The 18,659-nt window shown below is 73.1% G+C and carries 21 protein-coding genes; 12 read left to right on the forward strand and 9 right to left on the reverse strand.

Going from position 1 to position 18,659, the window contains the following annotated elements:
• The 3 genes from PV343_RS15060 to PV343_RS15070 form a co-directional block, all read right to left on the reverse strand.
• Nucleotides 1–789, reverse strand: a 789-nt coding sequence (locus PV343_RS15060; protein ID WP_319147413.1) for a DUF2637 domain-containing protein, incomplete at its 3' end; no start/stop codon positions are given.
• A 72-nt stretch (nucleotides 790–861) separates the two neighbouring features.
• Nucleotides 862–1,797, reverse strand: coding sequence for a DUF3558 domain-containing protein (locus PV343_RS15065; RefSeq protein ID WP_319147414.1), 936 nt, complete (start codon nucleotides 1,795–1,797; stop codon nucleotides 862–864).
• A 111-nt stretch (nucleotides 1,798–1,908) separates the two neighbouring features.
• Nucleotides 1,909–2,814, reverse strand: coding sequence for a DUF3558 domain-containing protein (locus PV343_RS15070; RefSeq protein ID WP_319147415.1), 906 nt, complete (start codon nucleotides 2,812–2,814; stop codon nucleotides 1,909–1,911).
• Between the two features lie 226 nt (nucleotides 2,815–3,040).
• Here PV343_RS15070 and PV343_RS15075 point away from each other — a divergent pair, with 226 nt between their 5' ends.
• The 3 genes from PV343_RS15075 (at nucleotide 3,041) to PV343_RS15085 (ending at nucleotide 4,936) form a co-directional block, all read left to right on the forward strand.
• Entirely contained in the window at nucleotides 3,041–4,234 is a 1,194-nt protein-coding gene (locus PV343_RS15075) for an RtcB family protein (RefSeq protein WP_319147416.1), read from the forward strand.
• A 133-nt stretch (nucleotides 4,235–4,367) separates the two neighbouring features.
• On the forward strand, nucleotides 4,368–4,643 hold the full coding sequence (locus tag PV343_RS15080; RefSeq protein WP_319147417.1) for a hypothetical protein: 276 nt from the start codon (nucleotides 4,368–4,370) through the stop codon (nucleotides 4,641–4,643).
• The gene (locus PV343_RS15085; RefSeq protein WP_319147418.1) at nucleotides 4,631–4,936 is read left to right on the forward strand and encodes a hypothetical protein; all 306 of its coding nucleotides are present in this window, start codon (nucleotides 4,631–4,633) and stop codon (nucleotides 4,934–4,936) included. The genes PV343_RS15080 and PV343_RS15085 overlap by 13 nt, the downstream gene beginning before the upstream one ends.
• A gap of 38 nt (nucleotides 4,937–4,974) precedes the next feature.
• On the opposite strand, the gene PV343_RS15090 is transcribed toward PV343_RS15085, so the two are convergent.
• A complete protein-coding gene (locus PV343_RS15090; protein ID WP_319147419.1) occupies nucleotides 4,975–5,751 on the reverse strand; it encodes an SDR family NAD(P)-dependent oxidoreductase in 777 nt (258 codons plus the stop codon).
• A 70-nt stretch (nucleotides 5,752–5,821) separates the two neighbouring features.
• Complete coding sequence (locus PV343_RS15095) at nucleotides 5,822–6,160, reverse strand: YnfA family protein (protein ID WP_319147420.1); 339 nt, start codon at nucleotides 6,158–6,160, stop codon at nucleotides 5,822–5,824.
• 99 nt (nucleotides 6,161–6,259) lie between these two features.
• Between PV343_RS15095 and PV343_RS15100 the strand changes: the two genes are divergently transcribed.
• Entirely contained in the window at nucleotides 6,260–6,742 is a 483-nt protein-coding gene (locus PV343_RS15100) for a MarR family winged helix-turn-helix transcriptional regulator (RefSeq protein ID WP_319147421.1), read from the forward strand.
• A 35-nt stretch (nucleotides 6,743–6,777) separates the two neighbouring features.
• Here PV343_RS15100 and PV343_RS15105 read toward each other — a convergent pair whose 3' ends face one another.
• Nucleotides 6,778–7,197, reverse strand: a complete 420-nt coding sequence (locus tag PV343_RS15105) for a winged helix-turn-helix transcriptional regulator (protein WP_319147422.1) — start codon at nucleotides 7,195–7,197, stop codon at nucleotides 6,778–6,780.
• A 132-nt stretch (nucleotides 7,198–7,329) separates the two neighbouring features.
• Here PV343_RS15105 and PV343_RS15110 point away from each other — a divergent pair, with 132 nt between their 5' ends.
• The 5 genes from PV343_RS15110 (at nucleotide 7,330) to PV343_RS15130 (ending at nucleotide 12,309) form a co-directional block, all read left to right on the forward strand.
• Nucleotides 7,330–8,220, forward strand: coding sequence for an NADP-dependent oxidoreductase (locus tag PV343_RS15110; protein ID WP_319147423.1), 891 nt, complete (start codon nucleotides 7,330–7,332; stop codon nucleotides 8,218–8,220).
• Nucleotides 8,221–8,304: 84 nt separating this feature from the next.
• Nucleotides 8,305–9,390, forward strand: a complete 1,086-nt coding sequence (locus PV343_RS15115; protein WP_319147424.1) for an LLM class flavin-dependent oxidoreductase — start codon at nucleotides 8,305–8,307, stop codon at nucleotides 9,388–9,390.
• Nucleotides 9,387–10,007, forward strand: coding sequence for a CE1759 family FMN reductase (locus PV343_RS15120; RefSeq protein WP_319147425.1), 621 nt, complete (start codon nucleotides 9,387–9,389; stop codon nucleotides 10,005–10,007). Before PV343_RS15115 ends, PV343_RS15120 begins: the two co-directional genes overlap by 4 nt.
• A gap of 118 nt (nucleotides 10,008–10,125) precedes the next feature.
• Complete coding sequence (locus PV343_RS15125; RefSeq protein ID WP_319147426.1) at nucleotides 10,126–10,860, forward strand: response regulator transcription factor; 735 nt, start codon at nucleotides 10,126–10,128, stop codon at nucleotides 10,858–10,860.
• A 3-nt stretch (nucleotides 10,861–10,863) separates the two neighbouring features.
• A complete protein-coding gene (locus PV343_RS15130) occupies nucleotides 10,864–12,309 on the forward strand; it encodes a HAMP domain-containing sensor histidine kinase (protein WP_319147427.1) in 1,446 nt (481 codons plus the stop codon).
• Nucleotides 12,310–12,403: 94 nt separating this feature from the next.
• Here the strand turns inward: PV343_RS15130 and PV343_RS15135 are convergent, their stop codons facing one another.
• Nucleotides 12,404–14,239, reverse strand: a complete 1,836-nt coding sequence (locus PV343_RS15135) for a phosphatidylglycerol lysyltransferase domain-containing protein (RefSeq protein ID WP_319147428.1) — start codon at nucleotides 14,237–14,239, stop codon at nucleotides 12,404–12,406.
• A 98-nt stretch (nucleotides 14,240–14,337) separates the two neighbouring features.
• The gene (locus tag PV343_RS15140) at nucleotides 14,338–14,616 is read right to left on the reverse strand and encodes a hypothetical protein (RefSeq protein ID WP_319147429.1); all 279 of its coding nucleotides are present in this window, start codon (nucleotides 14,614–14,616) and stop codon (nucleotides 14,338–14,340) included.
• 280 nt (nucleotides 14,617–14,896) lie between these two features.
• Between PV343_RS15140 and PV343_RS15145 the strand changes: the two genes are divergently transcribed.
• Together PV343_RS15145 and PV343_RS15150 are read left to right on the forward strand one after the other, a co-directional pair.
• Complete coding sequence (locus tag PV343_RS15145; RefSeq protein WP_319147430.1) at nucleotides 14,897–15,913, forward strand: ATP-binding cassette domain-containing protein; 1,017 nt, start codon at nucleotides 14,897–14,899, stop codon at nucleotides 15,911–15,913.
• Nucleotides 15,910–16,749 carry an ABC transporter permease subunit gene (locus tag PV343_RS15150; protein WP_319147431.1) on the forward strand — a complete coding sequence of 280 codons (840 nt, stop codon included), beginning with the start codon at nucleotides 15,910–15,912 and terminating at the stop codon, nucleotides 16,747–16,749. The genes PV343_RS15145 and PV343_RS15150 overlap by 4 nt, the downstream gene beginning before the upstream one ends.
• A gap of 103 nt (nucleotides 16,750–16,852) precedes the next feature.
• Here PV343_RS15150 and PV343_RS15155 read toward each other — a convergent pair whose 3' ends face one another.
• Nucleotides 16,853–17,350: a hypothetical protein gene (locus tag PV343_RS15155; protein WP_319147432.1), complete on the reverse strand. Its 498-nt coding sequence runs from the start codon at nucleotides 17,348–17,350 to the stop codon at nucleotides 16,853–16,855.
• Between the two features lie 276 nt (nucleotides 17,351–17,626).
• Here PV343_RS15155 and PV343_RS15160 point away from each other — a divergent pair, with 276 nt between their 5' ends.
• The gene (locus PV343_RS15160; protein WP_319147433.1) at nucleotides 17,627–18,595 is read left to right on the forward strand and encodes a cyclase family protein; all 969 of its coding nucleotides are present in this window, start codon (nucleotides 17,627–17,629) and stop codon (nucleotides 18,593–18,595) included.
• The last annotated feature ends 64 nt before the right edge of the window (nucleotides 18,596–18,659 follow it).

Genomic DNA, 18,659 nt, shown 5'->3' on the forward strand with positions numbered 1-18,659 from the left:
CGGCACGGGCTCGGCGGACCGGGCGGCCGCGGCGGTCGAGGCGCCCCGGTCCGCGGCCGGGGCGAGTTCGGGCTGCCGTTGCGCGGGGATCACCGCGGGCTCGATGCCGGCCGCCGCCAGGCCCGCCGGGGCCGTCTCCGCCAGCGGGACGCCGTAGCGCGCCAGCCGCAGCGGCATCAGGGACTCCACCGGGGCCTTGCGGCGCCAGGCCCGGCCGAACCGGGCGTGCAGGCGGGCCTGGTAGACCAGACGCTCCTGCTCCAGCTTGATCACCTGGTCGTACGAGCGCAGCTCCCACAGCTTCATCCGGCGCCAGAGCAGGAAGGTGGGGACCGGGGAGAGCAGCCAGCGGGTGAGGCGGACGCCCTCCATGTGCTTGTCGGCCGTGATGTCCGCGATCCGGCCGATGGCGTGCCGGGCCGCCTCGACGGCGACCACGAACAGGACCGGGATCACCGCGTGCATGCCCACGCCCAGCGGGTCCGGCCAGGCGGCGGCGCCGTTGAAGGCGATCGTGGCCGCCGTCAGCAGCCAGGCCGTCTGCCGCAGCAGCGGGAAGGGGATGCGGATCCAGGTCAGCAGCAGATCAAGGGCGAGCAGGACGCAGATGCCCGCGTCGATGCCGATCGGGAAGACGTAGGCGAAGTTCCCGAAGCCCTTCTTGATCGCCAGTTCGCGGACCGCCGCGTAGGAACCGGCGAAGCCGATACCCGCGATGATCATGGCGCCGGAGACGACCACGCCGATGAGGACGCGGTGCATCCGGGTCAGCTGAAGTGGCGCGGCCACTCGCACTCCCCTCCCCTTGCGTGTTGTTGCGCGCAACAGAGTGGCACACGTGTGCGTCGCACGTGCGGCCGGTCAGCTCTTCTTGGCGGCCGACTTCGAGGGGGACGCGCTGGAAGAGGCGGACTTCGACGCCGCGGCGGACGGGGACTTCGACGCCGTCTTCGACCCCTGCTTCGAGGGCGAGGCGGAAGGCTTGGCGGACGAACCGCCTCCGGAACCCTGGCCGTTGGCCGTCGTGACGGCCGCCACGACCTCCTTCGCGGCCTTCTCCGCCGCCTTGCTCAGGTCGTCGGAGCTCGGGGTCTTCTCACCGGCGAGACCGGCGCCGTTGTAGTCGAGCGTGATGACCACGTTCTCGACCCGGACGACCACCGTCTGCTGCTTGAAGGCGCCTTCCTTCTTCTTCAGGTCGTAGCGCACCAGGGTCGCCTCGGTACCCGTGCCCGCCACCGGCTGCGCCTTGGTGTCCTTGGCCCCGGACACGCTCTGCGCGTCCCCGACCTGCTGGGTGAAGTACGCGTGCGCCTGCTTGTCGGCCGAGCCGCGGTTGGTGTCCGAGTCGAAGCGCAGCAGGGAGACGTTCAGCCAGCGGAACTGGGAGCCCTTGACGCCGTTGTTGTCCAGGCTGCTCCAGGAGCAGGAGGAACGGGTCGCCGTGTCGTCGGAGGTACCCTCCTTGCCCGAGCTCGCGCCCTTGGGCACCAGGTCGGACAGGGTCTTCTTCGCCAGCGCGTGGCAGGGCTCCGGAAGCTTGCGGTACGCGGCCGCCTGCACGGTCGGGGAGGCGCTCGCCGACGGCTGCTTCGACGCGGTGCCGCTCGGGGTCTGCTGCGCGCCGGCGCCGCCCTTGTCCTGGGAGTCGCCGGAATCCGAGGAGCAGGCCGCGGTGATCAGCACCGCGGGAACGGCCGCCGCGCAGACAAGGGCACGGCGAAGGCGCTTGGCTCGCTGGTGAGGCTGGGCAAGGACGTCTCGCTGGGCTGCTCGCTGCATGGTTCCTTCACTCATGACGCTCGGTGTTCGTGCGGGTTCCTGCGGGGCCACCGTACGCGGTGAAGGAGCTGTGCGGTTTCCGTTCGCGTCCTTCGCGGGCCCGGCCGGCAGGGCGCCCCGGGGGGCTCAACCGTTGAGCGCGTCGGCCAGTTGGGAGGCCAGATCACGGGCCCTGTCCTGCATTTCCTTGCTGTCGGGGACCGTTCCGGTGGCCGTCGGCTGCTCCTCGTACTCGAGGGTGACGACGACGTTGGACGTGCGGAACACCACAGTCACGGTCCGCTGTTCGGCCGTCGAACCGGAGGTGTTCAGCGCGTCGTCCAGATACGCCTCGTCACCGAGATCGGTCAGCACGCGGGGCTGGAGGTCGGCCGCGGCGGTGCCGGAGGAGGAGTCCGACGGAGTCCCGGAACCGTCCGAGGAGGCCGGAGTCCCGCCGCTCGCGCTCGCCTTGGGGGTCGGGGTGGTCGTGGCGCCCGCGGGCGAGGGGCCGGAACCGGAGGAACCAGAAGAACCCGAAGGAGCGGAAGAATCGGGCGAGTCGGGCGATCCGGTCGAGTCGGCCGAGGTGGAGGCGCTCGGCTCGGGCAGGTCGGCGGCCGTCTCCATGCCCTGGAACAGCTTTTGCGCCTGGTCGTCGTCGCTGACCGTGTTGTCGTACGACACCACGCGCTCCAGGTCGACCGAGAGCCGGTCGGTGGCGTCGCTGGACTCCACCTTCCAGTGGCAGCCCACCTTGCGCTCGGTGTTGTAGGTGAGCGTGGCCTCGCCCCGGTACGCCTTGTCCCGCTGGTCGGGGTCGGTGATCTGCTTGATGCCGGGCAGCATGGCGTCGAGGGTGTCGTGGTCGACGGCGCCGCAGGGCTCGGGCAGGCTGTGGTACTTGCCGGGCTGGGCGGCCACCGTCGCGGCGCCGGCGTCGCCCGGGTTGGCGTCGTCCGTCCGGCCGCCGCTCCCGGAACCGCTCGTGCAGCCGGCCAGCAGTGCCGCGAGGAGGGCGGCGGTGCCGGTTACGTACGCCTTCCGCTGCACGGTCGGGCTCCTCTCGACGGTCTGCGCTCGTTCGGCGCTCCAGTGTCCCCGCTGGTTATTCGCTTGCCGGGGTGGGGCGCCCCCTGGAGACAATGTGTATCGCACGCACCGCCGTGGATGCCGTTCCCTTGTCCCTTTCAGTCGACTTAGGCACCACTTTTGCGTTTTTTTGCTTCTAAGCCTTTTGTCATCTTTCTGTCACTGTTCTCGGGGGAATGAGGAAGACATGTCGTACGTGGAGATGCCCGGCGCGAAGGTCCCGATCCGGATGTGGACCGATCCCGCGTCGGTGGAGGACGTGGCCCTGCGCCAGCTCCAGAACGTGGCCACCCTGCCCTGGATCAAGGGCCTGGCCGTGATGCCGGACGTGCACTACGGGAAGGGCGCGACGGTCGGCTCGGTCATCGCGATGCGCGGAGCGGTGTGCCCTGCCGCGGTGGGCGTGGACATCGGCTGCGGCATGTCCGCGGTGCGGACGTCGCTGACGGCGAACGACCTGCCCGGCGACCTGTCCCGGCTGCGCTCGAAGATCGAGCAGGCGATCCCGGTGGGCCGGGGGATGCACGAGGACCCGGTCGAGCCGGGCGAGTTCCACGGCCTGGCGACCGCCGGGTGGGACGACTTCTGGGGGCGGTTCGACGGCGTCGCGGAAGCGGTCAAGTTCCGCCAGGAGCGCGCCACGAAGCAGATGGGAACGCTCGGAAGCGGTAACCACTTCATCGAGGTGTGCACCGACACGGACGGTTCGGTCTGGCTGATGCTGCACTCCGGGTCCCGCAACATCGGCAAGGAACTCGCCGAGCACCACATCGGCGTGGCCCAGAAGCTCCCGCACAACCAGGGCCTGGTCGACCGCGACCTCGCCGTCTTCGTCTCGGACACCCCGCAGATGGCGGCCTACCGCAACGACCTGTTCTGGGCGCAGGAGTACGCCAAGCACAACCGCACGCTCATGATGGCGCTCCTGAAGGACGTGATCCGCAAGGAGTTCAGGAAGGCCCGGCCGACCTTCGAGCCGGAGATCTCCTGCCACCACAACTACGTGGCGGAGGAGCGCTACGAGGGGATGGACCTGCTCGTCACCCGCAAGGGAGCGATCCGGGCCGGCTCCGGCGAGTACGGGATCATCCCGGGCTCGATGGGCACCGGTTCGTACATCGTGAAGGGCCTCGGCAACGACGCGTCCTTCAACTCCGCCTCGCACGGCGCGGGCCGGCGCATGAGCCGGAACGCGGCCAAGCGGCGCTTCTCCACGAAGGACCTGGAGGACCAGACGCGGGGCGTGGAGTGCCGCAAGGACTCCGGCGTCGTGGACGAGATCCCGGGCGCGTACAAGTCCATCGACCAGGTCATCGACCAGCAGCGGGACCTGGTGGAGGTCGTGGCCAAGCTGAAGCAGGTCGTCTGCGTGAAGGGCTGACGCGCGGCGCCCGCGCCTTGTCCCGCACGGCGGGGCCGGAACCGTTCCGGCCCGCCGCGCCGTCTACCGCTGTGTCCGTCGCTGTCCCATTCAACTTCTCGCTACGGGGGCCGGGTTGACGAAGCGTACGCGTGTGGCTGCCGGGACGTGGGCGGCCGTGCTCCTGCTGGCCGGGGGCGGCCTGCTCACCGGCTGCTCCGACAGCTACAACGACAAGCGGGGCAAGGGGGACGCCCCGGTGCGGGGCCGGACCGGGGACGACACCCCGGCCGAGGTGTTCAACATGCCCGACGGCTTCGGGAACCTGGCCACCAAGTGCGTGGGCCACGGCTTCCGGGCCTATGTGACGACCAACGCCAGCGGCCCGTCCAACGTCCAGATCGTGGAGGACAAGGCGTGCGCCGGCTGACCCGGGGCCTGCTCGGGGCGGCACTGGCCGTGCTCGTCGTCTCGGGCTGTTCCGAGAAGCACTACGACGAGCGGGGCAAGGCCGACGCACCGGTGCGGGGCCGGGCCGGGGAGGACTCCCCGGCCGAGGTGTACAACTTCCCGGACGGCTTCGGGAACCTCGCCACCAAGTGCGTGGGGGACGGCCGGCGGGCGTACGCGACGACGAAGTGGGTGAGCGACGACGAGGACGATCCCGAGATCGTCCCCGCCAACGCCGTCATCGTCGACGATCCTGGCTGCCGCAGGCGCTGAGCGGTCCTACCCGGCGTGCCGCACCGCGCGGGCCGGCGTCACAGGTCCCGGTGCACCTTGGTGTTGGACGCCTGGGCGCGCGGGCGCAGGACGAGCAGGTCCACGTTGACGTGACTGGGGCGGGTGACCGTCCAGGTGATGGTCTCCGCGACGTCGTCGGCGGTGAGCGGCTCGGCCACGCCCGCGTAGACCTTCTCGGCCTTCTCGGAGTCGCCGCCGAAGCGGGTCAGCGCGAACTCGTCGGTCTTGACCATGCCGGGCGCTATCTCGATCACCCGGACCGGGCGGCCGACGATCTCCAGACGGAGGGTCTCGGCGAGGACGTGCTCGCCGTGCTTGGCGGCCACGTAGCCCGCGCCGCCCTCGTAGGTGCCGAGGCCCGCGGTGGAGGACACCACCACGACGACCCCGTCGCCGCTCGCCTCCAGCTTGGGCAGCAGCGCCTGGGTGACGTTCAGCGTGCCGATGACGTTCGTCTCGTACATCGTGCGCCAGTGGGCCGGGTCGCCGGTGGCCACGGGGTCCGCGCCGAGGGCTCCGCCCGCGTTGTTGACCAGGACGCCGATCGCCTGGAAGGCCGTCGCGAACTCGTCCACCGCCGCCCGGTCCGTCACGTCGAGCTGGTAGGCGGTCGCCGAGTGGCCGGCCGCGGTGAGCTCCTCGGCCAGCGCCTCGATGCGGTCCTTGCGGCGGGCGGTGAGCACGACGCGGTACCCGGCCGCCGCGAGCCGGCGGGCCGTCGCGGCGCCGATGCCGCTGCTCGCACCCGTGACGACGGCGATGCGGGAGGCGGCGGACGGGGCGGCGGTGGCCATGGGCTGCTCCTGGGGAGAGAGGGAGAGGCGGAGCCTCTGCGGTCGGCGCTCCTCCCAGCCTAGGCGAGGGTCAGGCGCCGTTCCTCGGCGCCCACATGATCACCGCCATGCCGGCGAGGCAGATCAGCGCTCCGGTGACGTCCCAGCGGTCGGGGCGGTAGCCGTCGGCGACCATGCCCCACAGGAGGGACCCGGCCACGAAGATCCCGCCGTAGGCGGCGAGGACGCGGCCGAAGTGGGCGTCCGGCTGGAAGGTGGCCACGAAGCCGTAGGCGCCGAGGGCGACGACCCCGCCGGTGATCCACAGCCAGCCCCGGTGCTCACGCACGCCCTGCCAGACCAGCCAGGCGCCGCCGATCTCGAAGAGCGCGGCGACGACGAACAGGGCGGCGGAACGCAGGATCGGCATGCGGGCAGCTTCGCACGCGGGGACACGGGCCCGGGGCCGGTCCCCCGGCGCGGGAGCGTCGTACGATCGCTGCTTCACGCGGACGAAGGGGAGTGCGGCATGGCCGGGAACGGTACCGGGCGGTCCGGGCTGCTGGCGGAGCTGGCCGTGGTGTCCCGGCGGTACATGGCGTCGTACGCGCTCTTCAACCAGGCCGTGGCCGACCGGATCGGGCTGCACCCCACCGATCTGCAGTGTCTGAACCTGCTGACGCTGGAGGAGGGGCCGGTCACCACGGGCCGGGTCGCGGAGCTGACGGGACTGACGACGGGGTCGGCGACCCGGCTGGTGGACCGCCTGGAGCGGGCGGGGTACGTGGTGCGGCGGCGGGACGAGGTGGACCGGCGGCGGGTGCTGGTGGCGACCGTGCCGGAGCGGATCGCCGAGTTCGGGCGGCTGTGGGACTCGCTGGCCGGTGACTGGTCGCGGATCTTCGACGACCTGGACGACACCGAACTGGCGGTCATCGTCCGGCACATGGAGCGGACGGTCGAGTTCGGCGGGGAGCAGATCGCCCGGCTGCGGGCGCGGCCGGGGGCCTAGGCCGTGTCCGACCTAGGGCCCGAACCGGAGGGACGTCAGGCGACGTCGGCGGCGTTCGCGTTCTCCTCGTCGTACCGCTCGCGGGCCGCCCGTACGTCGTCGAAGTGGGTCTCCGCCCAGTTCTTCACCGCGGTGAGCAGGCCGGCCAGGCTGCGGCCGAGCGGGGTGAGCTCGTAGTCGACCCGGACCGGTACGGACGGGGTGACCGTGCGGCTGACGATGCCGTCCCGTTCCAGGGCGCGCAGGGTCTGGGTGAGCATCTTGGGGCTGACGCCGGCGATCCTGCGGCCGATGTCGCTGTAGCGCATGGGGCCGGGGACCAGCGCGGCGACCACGAGGCCGACCCACTTGTCGCTGAGCCGGCCGAGGAGCTGGTTGGTGGGGCAGTCGCGCAGGAAGGCGTCGTAGTCGTGACGGGCCTGTTCGCGCCGCTGCGCCGCGGTCGTGGTCGCCATGGGCTCTCCTCCGGGGCACCTACGCACTCTCAGGTAACTACTTACCGATGGATAGTACCTCTCCTAGGGTTGGTGGTGCGGCGGGGAAAGCGCCGTGAATCCTCAAATCCCTTTTCTCGTAGGAGAGTTGACATGCGTGCTGCTGTGGTGACGACGTTCGGCGGTCCGGAGGCCGTGGAGATCGCCGAGGTGGCGGTGCCGGAGCCGGGGGCGCGGCAGGTGCGGATCAAGGTGGCGGCCGGTGCGCTGAACCCGGTCGACCTGGCGGTGCGGTCCGGCCTCTTCGGCGGGACCGGCGGGACGGTCGGGCTGGGCTGGGACGTCGCCGGGACGGTGGACGCGGTGGGCGTGGAAGCCGGCCGGTGGGTGGGTGAGCAGGTCGTCGCGCTGGTGCCGGGGGTGACCGACCCGCTGGGCGCGCACGCCGAGTACGTGGTCGTGGACGCGGACGCGGTGGCCGCGGCACCCGCCTCGGTGGACGCGGTGCACGCGGGCACCCTGCCCCTGAACGGGCTGACCGCCGCGCAGGCCCTGGACCTGCTGGACCTGCCCGCGGGCTCCTCGCTGCTGGTGACCGGCGCGGCGGGCGCGGTCGGCGGGTTCGCGGTGCAGCTCGCCGTGCACCGGGGGATCGCGGTGACCGGGCACGCCCGGGCGGCCGACGAGGAGCTGGTGCGGTCGCTGGGGGCCACGGGCTTCACGGCCGGCGACGTGGCGCCGGGGAGCGTGGACGCGGTGCTGGACGCGGCGATGCTCGGCGAGCCGGCGCTGGAGTGGGTGCGTGACGGGGGTGCGTTCGTCAGCGCCCGGCCCGGCGGGGAGCCCGCCGGGGTGCGCGGGGTGCGGACCACGGCGGTGCAGGTGCGGCCCGACGGAGCGCGGCTGGCGGAGCTGGCCGGCCTGGTGGACGCGGGGGTGCTGAGCCTCCGGGTGGCCGAGACCTACCCGCTGGCCGAGTCCGCGAAGGCGCACGCCCGGCTGGGGGAGGGCGGCGTGCGGGGGCGGCTGGTGCTGGTGCCGTAGGGGCGCCGCGGACCGGGGGAATAGCCCGGACGGGCGCTCGGTTCCAGGGGTATAGTTGAACCGTCAACAACCTGGAGGGTGACCATGCAGTTCGGGATCTTCACGGTCGGCGACGTCACGCCGGACCCCACCACGGGGCGTACGCCGACCGAGCGCGAGCGGATCAAGGCCATGGTCGCCATCGCGCTCAAGGCCGAGGAGGTCGGGCTCGACGTCTTCGCCACCGGCGAGCACCACAACCCGCCGTTCGTGCCCTCGTCCCCGACGACGATGCTCGGGCACATAGCCGCGCGGACGGAGAACCTGATCCTCTCCACGTCCACCACCCTGATCACCACCAACGACCCGGTGAAGATCGCGGAGGACTACGCGATGCTCCAGCACCTGGCGGACGGCCGGGTCGACCTGATGATGGGCCGCGGCAACACCGGGCCGGTCTACCCGTGGTTCGGCCAGGACATCCGCGAGGGCATCAACCTCGCCATCGAGAACTACGCCCTGCTGCGCCGCCTGTGGCGCGAGGACGTCGTCGACTGGGAGGGCAAGTTCCGCACGCCGCTGCAGGGCTTCACCTCCACCCCGCGGCCGATGGACGGCGTACCGCCGTTCGTCTGGCACGGCTCCATCCGCTCCCCGGAGATCGCCGAGCAGGCCGCGTACTACGGTGACGGCTTCTTCCACAACCACATCTTCTGGCCCGCCGACCACACCAAGCGGATGGTCGAGTTCTACCGGAAGCGGTTCGCGCACTACGGGCACGGCACGCCCGAGGAGGCGATCGTCGGACTCGGCGGCCAGGTGTTCATGCGGAGGAACTCCCAGGACGCCGTGCGCGAGTTCCGGCCGTACTTCGACAACGCGCCGGTCTACGGGCACGGGCCCTCGCTGGAGGAGTTCACCGAGCAGACCCCGCTGACCGTCGGCTCCCCGCAGCAGGTGATCGAGCGGACCCTGGCCTCCCGGGAGTACGCCGGCGACTACCAGCGCCAGCTCTTCCTGATGGACCACGCCGGCCTGCCGCTGAAGACCGTGCTGGAGCAGCTCGACCTGCTGGGCGAGGAGGTCGTACCGGTCCTGCGCAAGGAGTTCGCGAACGGCCGTCCGGCCAACGTGCCGGAGGCGCCCACCCACGCTTCCCTCAAGGCCGCCCAGGAGGTGACCACCGTATGAGGCTCGTCGTCGTCTCGGCGGGGCTGAGCGCCCCGTCCGCCACCCGGCTGCTGGGCGACCGGCTGGCCACGGCCGTGGACCGGCACACCCCGGTCGACACCCAGGTGATCGAACTGCGCGACCTCGCGGTCGAGATCGCGCACAACTTCACCAACGGCTTCGCCGGCACGAACCTCGCCGCCGCCCAGGAGGCGGTGGCGGGGGCCGACGGGCTGATCGTGGTCACGCCCGTGTTCAGCGCCTCCTACAGCGGGCTGTTCAAGTCGTTCTTCGACGTCCTCGACAAGGACGCGCTGGCCGGCAAGCCGGTGCTGATCGCCGCCACCGGGGGCACGGCCCGGCACTCGCTGGTCCTGGAGCACGCGCTGCGGCCGCTCTTCGCCTACCTGCGGGCCGTGGTCGTCCCGACCGCCGTCTACGCGGCCTCCGAGGACTGGGGCGCCGAGGGGCTGCCCGAGCGGGTCGAGCGGGCGGCGGGGGAGCTGGCCGCGCTGCTGCCGTCGGCCGTCCGGCCGGCGGGGGCGGCGGTGCCGGCCGCGCCGGTGGAGCCCGCGGCGCCCGAGGAGCCCGTCGTGGTGCCGTTCGCCGAGCGGCTGGCGGCCCTGAGCGCCGGGTGAGGAGAGGGGGGGCCACCCCCGGGGGGTTGCCCCCGTCACGGTGAGAGGCGGGTAAAAAGGGTGATGGTACGCCCGCCCGGCCCGGCCGAACCGGCACATGCCTTGGCAGACTGGGCACGTGTCCCAGACTGTGCTGCTCGCCGAAGACGACCGTGCCATCCGTCATGCCCTCGAGCGTGCCCTGACGCTGGAGGGCTACGCGGTGACGGCGGTCGCCGACGGCGTGGAGGCGCTGGCGCAGGCCCACAAGACCCCGCCGGACGTCCTGGTGCTCGACGTGATGATGCCCGGCATCGACGGACTCCAGGTCTGCCGGGTGCTGCGGGCCGAGGGTGACCGCACCCCGATCCTCATGCTGACGGCACTGGTGGAGACCGCCGACCGGATCGCCGGCCTGGACGCCGGCGCCGACGACTACGTGGTCAAGCCGTTCGACGTCGAGGAGGTCTTCGCACGGCTGCGGGCCCTGCTGCGGCGCACCAGCCCGGTACCGGCGGGCGGCGGCGGCACGGGCACCGGAGCCGAGTCCGGCCGGGAGGCGCAGACCTCCGACCGGCAGGTGGAGGCCGCGGGCATCCGGATGGACCTCCAGGCCCGCCGGGCCTGGCGGGACCGGCGTGAGCTGGAACTGACCCGCACCGAGTTCGAGCTGCTGGAACTGCTGGTGCGCAACGCCGGGATCGTCCTCGACCACTCCACCATCTACGACCGCATCTGGGGCTACGACTTCGGCCCCGGCTCCAAGAACCTCGCCGTGTACGTCGGCTACCTTCGCCGCAAGCTCGACGAACCCGGCGCGCCGCAGCTGATCCACACCGTGCGGGGCGTGGGCTACGTGCTGCGGGAGGACTAGCCGATGCGCCGGTGGCCGCCGGCCGGGCCGCGGCCCCGGCTGGTCTCGCTGCGCACGACCTTCGCGGTGTCCTTCGCGGCCGTCACCGCCGCCGTGACCATCCTCGTCGGCATCCTGTCCTACGGCTCGGCGGCGCGGCTGGTCCGGGTCGACCAGCAGTCGGTGTTCACGCAGGTCGTGCAGGACGTGCGGGACGAGGTGCGGCAGCACGAGATGGTCCCCGAGGACTTCTCCTCCTCCCGCCCGGGCCACGACGTCGTCCGGCCGGCCCGGACCGACGTGCAGGTGCTCGGGGCCCGGGGACAGATCGTCGACCACGGCAGCCCGGTGCTGCCCGTCACCGCCCGGGACCGGGCGGTGGCCGCCGCGGGAGCGGCCGGCCGGCTGGTCCAGCACAAGGACGTCCGGGTCGGCGACGACCTGTTCCGCATCGCCACCGTCTCGCTCGGCGACGGCAAGGGCGCGGTGCAGGTCGCCCAGGAGTTCAGCGACACCGAGGACCTGCTGCGGGCGCTCCAGCAGCGGACGCTGATCCTGATGTCGGCGGTCGTGGTGGCCGCCGGGCTCTTCGGCTGGTGGCTCGCCCGCCGGATCACCCGGCGCCTGGTGATCCTCACCTCCGCCGCCGAGGACGTGGCCCGCACCCGCCAGCTCGGCATCGAGGTGCCCGTCACCGGCCTGGACGAGGTGGGCCGGCTCGGCCGCGCCTTCGACCGGATGCTGGGCCGGCTCGCCCAGTCGGAGGAGGACCAGCGGCGGCTGGTCCAGGACGCCGGGCACGAACTGCGCACCCCGCTGACCTCGCTGCGGACGAACATCTCGCTGCTGCGCCGGATCGACGAGCTCCCCCCGGCGACCCGGGAGGACCTCGTCGCCGACCTCAGCCAAGAGGCGCGCGAGCTGACCGACCTGGTCAACGAGCTGGTGGATCTCGCCGCCGGGCAGTCCGACAGCGAGCCGCCGCAGCAGGTGGACCTCGCGGACATCGCCGAGGACGTGCTGGGGCTGGCCAAGCGCCGCACCGGCCGGGAGGTCGTGCTGCGGGTGAGCGGTGACACGCGCACCGACGGGCGGCCCGGGATGCTGCAACGGGCACTGTCCAACCTCGTGGAGAACGCGGCGAAGTTCGACCGCGACGGCACGGCCCCCATCGAGATCAACATCACCGGCCCGGCCCGGCCGGGCGCCGTGCGGGTCGAGGTGCTCGACCGCGGCCCCGGTATCGCCGAGGGCGACCTGATCCGGATCTTCGACCGCTTCTACCGCGCCGCCGACGCGCGGTCCCTGCCCGGCTCGGGCCTCGGTCTGTCCATCGTCCGCGAGGTCGCCATGGCCCACGGCGGGGCCCCGTTCGCGTTCCGCCGGGAGGGCGGCGGCGCGGTCATCGGGTTCACCGTGGGCGGCGGGATCGTCGGCGGCGGGAGCGGCGGCGGGCGCGGAGCGGGCTGAGGGACCTCCCTCCCCGGCCGGCGGGGCCGGCGTGCCCTGGACGGCTCGGTGGCGGCTTCCTCCGCGGCGGGCGGGGGCCGGCGGCCCTGGGGGGTCAGGGGGTCCCGGACGGCTCGGTGGCGGCGGGTTCCGCGCAGGCCGGCTGCCTGCGGCGGGTGAGGGCCGGCAGGCTCGGCGGGGCCAGGAAGCCCTCCGCCCGGGCGCTGGCCAGGCCGATCCGCGGGATGTCGCTGCTCTTGGCGAAGAGCAGGAAGCGCGGCTCCCATACCGGGCGGTACTTGGCGTTCGCGCGGTACAGCGACTCGATCTGCCACCAGCGTGAGAAGAAGGTGAGGACCGAGCGCCACAGGCGCAGGACGGGGCCCGCGCCCAGCCGGGAACCCCGCTCGAAGACCGAGCGGAACATCGCGAAGTTCAGCGACACCCGGCGCACCCCCAGCTCCTCGGCGCGCAGCAGCAGTTCCACGACCATGTACTCCATCAGGCCGTTCTCGCCGTCGCGGTCGCGGCGCATCAGGTCGAGCGAGAGCCCGGCCTCGCCCCAGGGCACGAAGCTGAGCAGGGCGCGTGGCGCGCCCTCGGCGTCCCGGCACTCCAGCATCACGCAGCGGCCGTCGGCCGGGTCGCCGAGCCGGCCCAGGGCCATGGAGAAGCCGCGCTCGGTGGCGCCGTCCCGCCACCGGTCGGCGCGGTCGACGAGCAGGGCCATCTCCTCGTCCGGGATGTCCTCGTGGCGGCGGATGCGGACGGTGTAGCCGGCCCGGCGCACGCGGTTGTGGGCCTGGCGGACGACCCGCATGGCCCGGCCCTCCAGGGTGAAGTCGGGAAGGTCCACGATCGCCTCGTCGCCCAGTTCCAGGGCGTCCAGGCCGTGCCGGGCGTAGACCGTGCCCGCCTCCTCGCTCGCGCCCATGACGGCCGGGGCCCAGGCGTGCCTGCGGGCCTCGGCGAGCCAGGCGTCGATGGCGCCGGGCCACGCCTCGGGGTCGCCGATGGGGTCGCCGGAGGCCAGGCTGACGCCGCCGACGACCCGGTAGGTGACGGCGGCCTTGCCGCTGGGGGAGAACATGACGGCCTTGTCGCGGCGCAGCGCGAAGTAGCCGAGGGAGTCGCGGTCGCCGTGCCGGTCCAGCAGTTCCCGCAGCCGGCGCTCGTCGTCCGGCGCGAGCAGGCACTCGCCGCGCGGGGCGCGGAAGCAGGCGTAGAGCACCAGCAGGAAGGTGGCGGCGATCAGGACGTTGACGACGACGTCCGCCCAGCGGGGCGCGTGCACGGCGTCGACCCGGTCGGCGAGCGGGCCGACGCTGATGCCGCGCAGCAGGGTGTAGGCGATCTCGTCCTTGACGGCGGCGCCCGGCCGTGTATTGGTCGCGTGCACCAGCAGGGTGCCGATCGAGGCGCTGACCAGCGCGCCGGCCGTGCCCACGAGGAGGGCGAGGCGCGGGTTGGAGCGGTCGCCGACGGCGTCGAACTCGCGCCGGGCGAGCAGCAGGGCGGCCACGAACAGGCCGGTCAGGGCGGTCGAGAGCCAGTTGAAGAGGTGGTCCCGGTAGGGGTCGCGGGTGAGGGCGACGACGTAGAGGCAGAGCAGGGGTCCGGCCAGGATCAGGTTGAAGACCCACGCGGCGCGCTTGCGGCGGCGCATCACCACCGCGAGGAACAGGGCCAGCGCGGCCGACACCAGGCCGGCGGTGGCCAGGTACGGGGTGAAGAAGTCACCCACGTTGTGCTCGTGCACCTCCTCGCGGAAGGGCAGCGAGAGGACGGCGGCGACGTTGAGCACGACCTGCAGCCGCAGGTACCAGACGGTGGCGGCCGCCGCCCGTTTCCTGAGCCGGTCGTCACCGCCCGGCAGGAACGGGATGCCGGGGCGTGGACTGCGCTGAGCGGGTACCTGAGGAGGGATCGGGCTCGACTGTCGTGCGGGCATGGTGACGGGCACCTTGGGGGAGGGGACGGGGCGACACTGACCCTACAGCTTGTAGGGTAGCGCGGGTGGGGCCGCCCGCACAGACGGTGCACAGGGTCTCATCCCGCGCCCCGGCCGCGCCGGGCAGCCGCCAGCGTCCACGCCAGGTTGCCCACCGCCGCCCCGGCCGCCACCGCTGCGACGATCACCCCGCCGGTCGCGAGGCCGTCGCTGAACAGGTGCGGGCGCCGGTCCAGGCTGTGCAGCCCGAAACCGCACAGCTCGTACACGCCGACGGCGGCGACGACCAGGCTGACCACCAGCACGGACAGCGTCGGGGCGAGCCCGCGCACGTCGACCTGTACCGCCGGATGCGGCTCCGCTTGCGTCTCCTGCATGGTCTCCCCCGGATAACCGACATGTGGCCCGTGCCGGTTGGGAACCTACATCACGTAGGGTCGCGGCCGGACCGGCCCTCCCGGCGGGCCCGCACCGGCGGGGCCGCTCCATGATGGCCGAGGACGCGAACGCGGCGCGCGCGGGCCGCGCGGAGCGGCAAGGACCACCCGCTTGGGCGTGCATCGGGCCCCACACTGCGAAATAGGGGCGATTGCGGTCATAGCGTTACGGGTGAGGCGTCAGACGCGACGGACGCCCGGTCCGACAGAGAGAGCGCCCATGATCGACGCACGACAGCTGACCAAGAGGTACGGGGAGAAGACGGCCGTGGACGGGCTGGACTTCGTGGTGAAGCCGGGCACCGTGACCGGCTTCCTGGGGCCCAACGGCGCGGGCAAGTCGACGACGATGCGGATGATCGTCGGACTCGACGCGCCGACGGGCGGCACCGTCACCGTCAACGGCCGCCACTACGCCCGCCACCGTGCGCCGCTCCAGGAGGTCGGCGCGCTGCTGGAGGCGAAGTCCGTCCACCCGGGCCGCTCGGCCTACCACCACCTCAGGGCGCTCGCGCTCACCCACGGCATCCCGCGCCGCCGGGTCGACGAGGTCGTCGAACTGGCCGGCCTGGGCAGCGTGGCCCGCAAGCGGGCCGGCTCCTTCTCCCTCGGCATGGGCCAGCGGCTCGGCATCGCCGCGGCGCTGCTGGGCGACCCGCAGACGGTGATGCTGGACGAGCCGGTCAACGGCCTCGACCCGGAGGGCGTCCTCTGGATCCGCCGCCTGCTGACCTCGCTCGCCGCCGAGGGCCGCACCGTGTTCGTCTCCTCCCATCTGATGGGCGAGGTGGCGCTGGTCGCGGATCACCTGATCGTGGTGGGCCGCGGGCGGCTGCTGGCCGACACCACCGTGTCCGAGCTGGTCCGTGAGGCGGGCGGCGACACGGTGAAGGTGGCCACCCAGGACCCGGCCCGGCTGCGCGACGTGCTCGCCGGTCCGGGCGTCGACGTCACCGGCCGGGCCGGCTCCGAGGAGCTCCAGGTGACCGGGATGGGCGCGCGCGAGATCGGGCTGAAGGCGGCCGAGCACGGCATCCCGCTGTTCGAGCTGACCCCGCGCACGGTCTCCCTGGAGGAGGCGTTCATGGACCTGACCCGGGACGCGGTGGAGTACCACGGCTCGACGGGCGGCGGGATTCCCGGCGCCGGCGGCCTCCCCGAGGACCCGGACCTCCCGGGCCTCGCCGAGACCGCCCGAGCCGCCGAAAACGCCGAGACCGCCGGGAGGACGGCATGAGCACCCTCACCGCGACCGCCGAGAAGCCCCGCACCACGTCCACCCGGCCCGACTACCGTGTGACCGGACGCCGGGTGCTGGCCTCCGAGTGGGCCAAGCTCTGGACGCTGCGCTCGACCTGGATCACCCTCGGCCTCGGCCTGCTGTTCCTCGTCGTCTTCGGGCTGATCGCCGCGAGCCGCTACAAGTCGCTGGTCGGCTCCCCCCGCATGGACCAGGACTTCGCCCGGTCCACCGCGGTCAGCCTGTCCCTCTTCGGCGCCAACTTCGCCCAGCTCGCACTGGGTGTCCTCGGCGTCCTGGTCATGGCCGGGGAGTACTCCAGCGGCACCATCCGCTCCACCCTGGCCGCCGTACCGCGCCGGCTGCCCGTCCTGTGGTCCAAGTCGGCCGTGTACGGGGTGGTCGCCCTGGCCCTCGGCACCGCCGGGGCCTTCGTCGCCTTCCTGATCGGCAGCCGCATCCTGGCCGGCACGCCCGCCGCGATGGGGCTCGGGCACGCGGGAGCCGTCCGCAGTCTGCTGGGCGCCGGGCTCTACCTCGGCCTGGTCGGCGTGATCGGCATCGCGCTGGGCGGGCTGCTGCGCTCGGTGGCGGGCGGCATCTCCGTGCTGGTCGCCACCCTGATGCTGGTCCCCGGCCTGATGTCCCTGCTGCCCAGCTCCTGGCAGGACGCCATCAGCCCCTACCTGCCCAGCAGTTCCGGCCGGGCGATGTTCGCCCTGACCCAGGACGCCACCACCCTCTCACCGGGCACGGGCCTCCTGGTCTTCCTCGCCTGGACGTCCCTGGCGCTGGCGGGAGCGGCGTACCGCCTGCTCCGCGACGACGCCTGACCGCGACGGCCACGGCCCTTCCCCGCAACAGCCCGGCTCCCCGTCCCGTCCGTCGTGAGCGACGGGGGGCGGGGAGCCGGGCAGAGGGGCGGTGGGGCCGTGGTCAGTAGCGCAGGGCGTTGCCGACGACCGCCTTGACCTGGCCGGTGAGCTTGCGGTTGCTGGTGACCGTGGCGTCGGCGGTCGTGCCCGCGGCCACGTTCTTGAGGGTCACCACGGTCACGTCCAGCAGATTGCCGCTGCTGTCGGTGAAGTTGACCTGGACGGCGAAGGACTTGGCGGACGCCGCGGTGTTCTTGGCGGTCACCTTGGCGGTGGCCTTGCCGTCGCCGCCGATCGTCGCGGTGCCGAGCGTCACCTCGCCCTTGGCGTTCACCCCGCCCTTGGCCTCGTCGAGCTTGCGCTTGGCCTCCGCCGAGGCCGAGGCCAGCGCGTCGGTGCCCCGCGAGGCGAGGGAGGAGGCGGCGGACGCGGCCGCCGTGGCCGCCTTGCTGGCGGTGCCCGACGCGTTGCCGGAGTCGTCGGAGCACCCGGCCGCCGCGCCCGCGACGATCATGGCCAGCACCGCGCCCGCCGCACCCCTTGTCCAGTGCCCTGCCATACCGTGCCTCCTGACCTGGGACCGATTCGTCCCACCCAGTGAAGGCGGCACGTCCGCGCCCCGCACGCCGGGTGGGACGCCCGGGCCGCGCAGACACCCGAACGGCCGTGCGTCCTTACGGCGGCAACGGCGGGAGCGGGAGTGCCCGGGGCGTCCGGAGTGCGGGGTCCCCGGCCCGGTGCTGCAATGGCCGGAGCCGGGACGACGCCCCCCGGGCACCCCCGACGTCCCCGAGCCCCCACCGACGTCCCCGGGGCGGACGAGAGGGTACCCCTGATGACCTCGCACCCGAATGCGCACCCGTCGCCCGACGCCCCCGGCCCGGCCGCCCTGTCCGAGGCGGCGTTCCGGGAGCTGTACCGCCGGCTGCGGGACCGAGCCCCGGGTGGCACCGGGGACCGGCCCGGCGCGCTGGCGGAGCTGACGCCCGAGCGGGTGGCGGCCGCCGCCGCGGAGGTCCGCCTCGGACGCACCGTGTCGCTGGCTGCGCCGGTCGACACCCGGCCCGCTCCGGACAGCCCGGAGCCCGCCACCCATCGGATGACCGCGCCGACCCGACCGGAGCCGGACGGGCACGGACTGCGGTTCGCCCGGGACCGGTTCGCGATGAACGTGCACGGGGACGTCGACAGCCACCTGGACGCGCTGTGCCACGTGATCTTCGACGGTGAGCTGTACGGGGGCGTCCCCGCGAGCACCGTGACACCGCGGGGCGCGGACGCGCTCACGCTCGACCTGGTGCGTGACGGCATCGTCGGACGCGGTGTCCTGCTGGACGTGCCCCGCCTGAAGGGGGTGCGGTGGCTCGAACCCGGCGACGCCGTGTCCGCCGAGAACCTGGCCGCGGCCGAGGCCGCCCAGCGGACCACGGTCGGCCCGGGCGACCTGCTGTTCGTACGGGTGGGCCACCGGCTGCGGCGCCGGACCCTCGGACCCTGGGACGTCACCGAGGCGCGTGCGGGGCTGCATCCCACGGCGATGCGGTTCCCGGCCGAGCGGCGGGTCGCCGCTCTGGGCTCGGACGGCAACAGCGACACCGCGCCCAGCCCGGTGGACGGGGTCGCGTTCCCCGTCCACGTGCTCGCCGTCAACGCCCTGGGACTGCATCTGATGGACTACCTGGACCTGGAGGAGCTCGCCGCGGAGTGCGCGCGGCAGGACCGCTGGCACTTCCTGTGCGTGGTGGCCCCGCTGCGGCTGCCGTCGGCCACCGGCTCCCCGGTGAACCCGATCGCCGTCTTCTGACCTGGCCTGACCTGGCCCGGGGGCGACCCGCTCCGGGTGCCGTGCACCCGTACGGAGCGTACGT

The sequence above is a fragment of the Streptomyces sp. WI03-4A genome, from assembly GCF_033792105.1.
Taxonomy (GTDB): domain Bacteria; phylum Actinomycetota; class Actinomycetes; order Streptomycetales; family Streptomycetaceae; genus Streptomyces; species Streptomyces collinus_A.